This window comes from Persicitalea sp. (genome assembly GCF_041751555.1).
GTDB lineage: Bacteria > Bacteroidota > Bacteroidia > Cytophagales > Spirosomataceae > Persicitalea.
Map to the genome: position 1 here is coordinate 1 of NZ_JBGSXF010000749.1, position 5607 is coordinate 5607.

The following is a 5607-nucleotide window of genomic DNA, read 5'->3' on the forward strand; positions in this document are numbered from 1 at the left end:
TTTTTGGGCATAGGATTTTAGTATAGGTTGGGCAAATACTTAGGCTTGTCTTTATACTTGTTCTACTATCCACTATGCTTCAAAACTACCTCAAAATTACCTTCCGTAATCTGGTCAAAAACCGGACGTATTCCTTCATTAACATTGCCGGACTTTCCATCGGGTTAGCGACCTGCCTGGTCATCGCGCTCTACGTAATGGACGACCTCAGCTTCGATCAAGACCAGCCCAAAGCCGATCGTATCGGGCTGTTTCAGCAATTCCTGAATTCGTCGTCGAGTGGCTCGTCGTTTAGCGATCTATTAAAAAAGCAGACGGGCATTGAAACCGTCACCCAAGTTTCACCTCGCCGGGCGTTGATCTCGCGGCGTGACCTGGCGGCCTACGAAAGCCGCTTCTGCCTGGCGGATAGCAATCTCACCAAAGTTTTTGAATTTCCGATGGTGGAGGGAAGCCTGCAGGATGTGCTGGCGTTACCCAACCAGGTCGTGATTTCGCAGCGTATGGCCACCAAATACTTCGCCAGCACGCCGCCCGTGGGCCAAACACTCGATGTGCAGCTCAACGGAAAAGCCACCTTCACCGTAGCGGGCGTAATGCAGAACACGCCCGAAAACACGCACCTGCCCATCGACTTCCTGGCTTCCAGCCTGAATGCTCCGACCTTGCTCTATGCCAACGGCACCTCTTATTGGGATTTTGCCGGGATGAACTACTTCCTACTCAGTCCGGGGGCGAATTTTGATAAAATAAAAAGTCAACTGCCCGCTATCGCCAAGCAGACCAACGACCCCAACGCCATCGCCTGGTCGCTGGACGTGATTCCGCTGCGCGATATTTACCTCCGCCACCGCATGGACGACCGGGTGCGGGCGACCAACGCCATCGAATTCGTGCGCATTTTCGGGGCGGTAGCCTTGTGCATTTTGTTGCTGGCGTGCTTCAACTACCTCAATCTCTCCTCGGCGCGGTCTACGTTGCGGGCGCGGGAGGTGGGTGTCCGTAAGGCGATGGGCGCGAAGCGTTCGCAACTCATCAAGCAATTCATGGGCGAATCGTTTCTGTTTACGCTCATTGCGGCGGGATTTGCCTTGCTCCTGGCCCAAATTGCGCTGCCTTTTTTTAACGATTTTGCAGATAAAAATCTTTCCATCGCGCCACTTCTGACCTCTTCCAAGTTATTTCTTCTCCTGGGATTCGTGGTACTGACCAGCGTTCTGACGGGTATTTACCCCGCCTTTGTCTTGTCAAATTTCAACCCAATAAAGGTTCTAAAAAACTACCTGTTGCCCAACAGCGGCCGGGCTTACGTCCGGCGTGGGCTGGTGGTGGTGCAGTTCGTGATTTCGATCGTGATGTTGGTGGCCACGATCGTCGTTGTGGATCAGCTTCGTTACATTCAGCACAAGGATTTGGGTTACGAGCGTGAGCAGGTACTTTCGCTCGACCCACCTTCGCAAGCTTCCGAGAGCCAGCGGTCGGCTTTCCAGAATGAGCTGCGGCAGTTGGCCAGCGTCCAGTCTATGACGCAGGTTTCGCTGTTGCCCGGCGCGGGCGTAAGCATCAACAAACTGTCGCCTCAATCGGTCACGGGGCCGCAGGACGACGTGGCTATCGGGCAGCTATTCGTGGATAGTCAGTTTCCTTCGGTTTTTGGGGTGAAGATGGTCGAGGGAAGGTTTTTCCAAAAAGACAACACCGCCGACCGTACCAACTACGTGGTCAACGAAACGGCCATGAAAAAGTACGGCTGGAAATTGGGGCAAACGATTGGCTACGTCAGCTATCAGTACAATGCCGACGGCGGCTACGCCGAAGTGCCTGTCAACGGACAGATTGTCGGCGTCGTGCAGGACTTCAACCAGATGGATTTGAAGAGTACCATCATGCCGATGATGCTGATCGGCAATGCGACCTGGGGACCACTGGCCCTCAAACTGCAAGGCACCGACCTCGCTGCCACGGTGCCGCTGCTAAAAACCGCCTGGGAGAAGCAGTTTCCAAACTATCCCTTTGAATATAGTTTTCTGGATGAAGCCTTTGATAAAGCCTACCGAAAAGAAATCCAGACTTCGCGGGTATTCGGCCTGTTTGCGGGCTTGTCCATTTTCATTTCCTGTCTGGGATTACTGGGACTGGTCGCTTTCACCGCCGAGCAGCGGACGAAGGAAATCGGCGTTCGCAAAGTCATGGGAGCCAGCGTGTCGAGCATCGTGACGCTACTTTCCAAAGACTTTCTGAAACTGGTGCTGATCGCCATGCTGGTGGCCGCGCCCATCGCCTGGTACGGCATGGATACCTGGTTGCAGGATTTTGCCTACCGTATCGATGTGCCCGTGTGGGCGTTTCTGCTGGCGGGTGGATTGGCCGGGTTGGTTGCGTTTCTGACTATGAGTTATCAGGCGGTGAAGGCAGCGAGCGTGAATCCGGTGAAGTCGTTGCGGAGCGAGTGAAAAGTAGGAAGGCAAGAAAGGAGCCCTTCGACTCCGCTCAGGGTGACAGAGGAGGGAAGGAGTCTTCTATTTTGAAAGATGCTCTTTCTTATCCCTTCTTCTACAAAAATATGCAACGAAGAAAATTTCTGAAAAATACTGCTTCTGCCCTTTGTACCGCTTCAGCTATCAGTTCGCTGGTACTGGCTCGCCCCAAGAATCTTGGCATAAAAAATAAACCAGATTGGCTACTGTCCCTTGTTGAAACTAACGACCAGCGCGTCGAACCCCTTCGCGCCCTGCGAGTAAAGGACGGCAGTCACCCGGCTTTCGGTGGCTTGACGGACGGCTATGGCATTCCCAATGTACATTCGGCAACCAACTTCGTTCGCACGGCCGTGTGTGCTCTGGTGAGTCCAGAGAGCAAGTACTTTCACTCGGAGAGCCTGGCGGAGGAGGTCGAACTGGCCTTACAGTACTTGCTGCGCGCCCAGCACGCCGACGGTACGGTCGACTTGCTTTCGACCAATTTCCACTCTACACCTGACTTAGGTTTCATCACAAAATGGCTGGTTCCCGAATACATCCTGATGAAGCGGGACGGAGCAACATTTTTCAAAGCTCCGCTCGACTCGTTGAAAACTTTTCTACAACGAGCGGGCGAGGCGCTGATCGTGGGCGGCATTCACACGCCCAATCATCGTTGGGTAGTGTCGGCGGCTCTGACCAAACTGTACGAACTTTGGCCCGATCCGCGCTACGTGGCTCGCGTGGAAGAATGGCTGGCCGAGCAGATCGACATGGATGCGGACGGGCAATACACCGAACACAGCACCTACATCTACTCTCCCCTCACCAACCAAACGCTAATCACCATCGCCAAAGGCTTACAAAAGCCGGAAATCTTCGACTACGTGCGCAGAAACCTGACCATGACCCGCTACTACGCACATCCCAATGGCGAAGTGGTAACCGAAGCCTCCGGGCGACAGGATAAGGCAGCGGTTGGGACGATGGAGGGCTACTACTATCCTTACCGTTTCCTGGCACTACGGGATAAGGACAAGGATTTTGCGGCCATGTGCCGACTGATTGAAGAGACGGCGCTGCCAAAAGTCGCCTCGCAACTCAACTACTTCCTGGAAGACCCGTCACTCTGGGGAGAGCTGCCCTCCGCGAATCCGCTGCCTACCAACTATGTCAAGGCATTTCCGTACTCAGGTCTGGTACGCATCAGGCGGGGGGATTGGGATGCCACACTAATTTCCAAAAATCCCGTTTGGCTTACTTTTCATAAAGGAAACGCCGTGCTGCAGGGCGTTCGATTTGCGGCTTCTTTTTTTGGAAAAGGACAGTTTGAAGGGGGAGAGTTGACCAAAAGCGGCGGCGACTGGATCATGACCCAGTCGCTGGAAGGTCCTTACTACCAGCCTTTCCCCAAAGACAAAATTCCGGAAGGAAGTGGCGGCAACTGGGAAAAACTGCCGAAGAGCGACCGCCAGCAGAGTGAAGTACAGCGGCTCGTTTCTACCATAAAAATTCGGGAAACGGCGACTGGCGTGGAAGCGGACATCGAGATAGCGGGAACCGACGGCATTCCGGTAACGGTGGAGCTTATTTTTCGGGAAGGCGGTCAATTTAGTGGCGTGGAGTCGCTGATTAATAATGAGAAAGACGCTTACCTACTTGAAACAAACAGGCAAGGTACTTATTCTCGTGAAGGCGACACTGTTACTTTCGGATCGGGCAAAGCGGAACACCGCAACTTACACTTGCGCGGAGGCTTACCGCGCCCGGATGCACCATCCGTCTATCTTACGGGCTTCACGCCCTTCCAACACACCCTTCAGCTTTCTTAGTTTTATTTATATGGGACGCGTCAAACTTATTTTGGTCGGGCTAGTACTTTGCTTCTTGCTTCAATCCACTTCCTTCGGCCAGTCGTGGCTCCGGCATACCATCGACTCCTCTTCCTCGGGAGCCGACGGGGTGAAGTTGGGAGATATCAACGGGGATGGGTTGCCCGATATCGTGACGGGCTGGGAAGAGGGAGGAATTACCCGTCTCTACCTGTATCCGGGCGCGGCCCGCGTGAAAGAACCCTGGCCGGCTGTGACGGTAGGTACCACACCTGATGTAGAAGATGCGGCATTCGTGGACATGGACGGTGACGGAAAGCTGGAGATCGTAAGTTGCACGGAAGGGAGCGACAAGAAAATCTACGTTCACTGGTCGCAATCAGAAAACCTGCTCGACCCACAAACCTGGCGCCAGGAGGTACTTCCTGCCTCTGCCCGCAGAATGAGATGGATGTACGCCCAGGCATTACCAATTGACGGTAAAAACGGCGGCGACTTGGTGGCCGGAGGCAAAGACGTCGGAGCAGGTGTGGGCTGGTTCGAGTCGCCGGACGCGCCCCGGAACCTACACCAATGGCAATGGCACCCTATCACGCCCGCCGGATGGATTATGTCCATCCTGGTTCGAGATATGGATCGCGACGGTGACAATGATATTGTAATTACGGATAGAAAAGGTACATATCAGGGATGTCGTTGGCTGGAAAACCCCGGAATGGGCCAAGCGCAGAAAAGTATCTGGCGAAGCCGCATGATCGGGGGTGCCGGACTGGAAGTAATGTTTATGGCAATGGTTGATACTGACGGGGATGGAATCGAAGAGGCTGTGATAACGGAAAAAACGGAAGGCACCATCCGAATCTTCAAGCGTCGGGATAAGCAAGGAATCTCCTGGGAGGAAACAACGAAAATTCACATTCCCGATACTCTTGGTAGCCCGAAATCCGTGGAAGCTGGGGACATAAACGGCGACGGCATAGCCGACTTAGTATATAGTACTGAAACCAAGGGGCTTGTGAAAATTGGCTTGGCTTGGATCGACGGACGGGAACTGAACCAGCCCGCTAAGATTACCTTCCACAGTATTTCGGGTACTCACATTGCCAAGTATGATAAGGCAGAACTGCTGGACATGGATCAGGATGGAGACCTCGATGTACTCATCTGCGAAGAAAACTACGGCGAAAACAGCAGAGGGCTAGGTGTAATCTGGTATGAGAATCCCCATAAGTAGTTAGCAGGTGCTACCGCGATCACCTGCTTTACAGATTTTTGATTGAGAAAGGCCTTTCCTCGCTAACGTCAATCCGCAGCGT

At 53.5% G+C, this 5607-nt stretch carries 3 protein-coding genes; all 3 read left to right on the forward strand.

The genetic code is table 11. The annotated features are described in order from the left end of the window. Positions 1 to 74: 74 nt before the first annotated feature. Positions 75 to 2453 (forward strand): ABC transporter permease, encoded by a 2379-nt coding sequence (locus ACEW8P_RS26135; RefSeq protein WP_373516002.1) that lies wholly within the window; start codon positions 75 to 77, stop codon positions 2451 to 2453. A gap of 110 nt (positions 2454 to 2563) precedes the next feature. Further along, the gene (locus ACEW8P_RS26140) at positions 2564 to 4291 is read left to right on the forward strand and encodes a hypothetical protein (RefSeq protein ID WP_373516003.1); all 1728 of its coding nucleotides are present in this window, start codon (positions 2564 to 2566) and stop codon (positions 4289 to 4291) included. 10 nt (positions 4292 to 4301) lie between these two features. Then, positions 4302 to 5525, forward strand: a complete 1224-nt coding sequence (locus ACEW8P_RS26145) for an FG-GAP repeat domain-containing protein (protein WP_373516004.1) — start codon at positions 4302 to 4304, stop codon at positions 5523 to 5525. The last annotated feature ends 82 nt before the right edge of the window (positions 5526 to 5607 follow it).

Coding starts and splice junctions, on each gene's coding strand:
- ACEW8P_RS26135 (WP_373516002.1), top strand. CDS start 75: ATGCTTCAAAACTACCTCAAAATTACCTTCCGTAATCTGGTCAAAAAC.
- ACEW8P_RS26140 (WP_373516003.1), top strand. CDS start 2,564: ATGCAACGAAGAAAATTTCTGAAAAATACTGCTTCTGCCCTTTGTACC.
- ACEW8P_RS26145 (WP_373516004.1), top strand. CDS start 4,302: ATGGGACGCGTCAAACTTATTTTGGTCGGGCTAGTACTTTGCTTCTTG.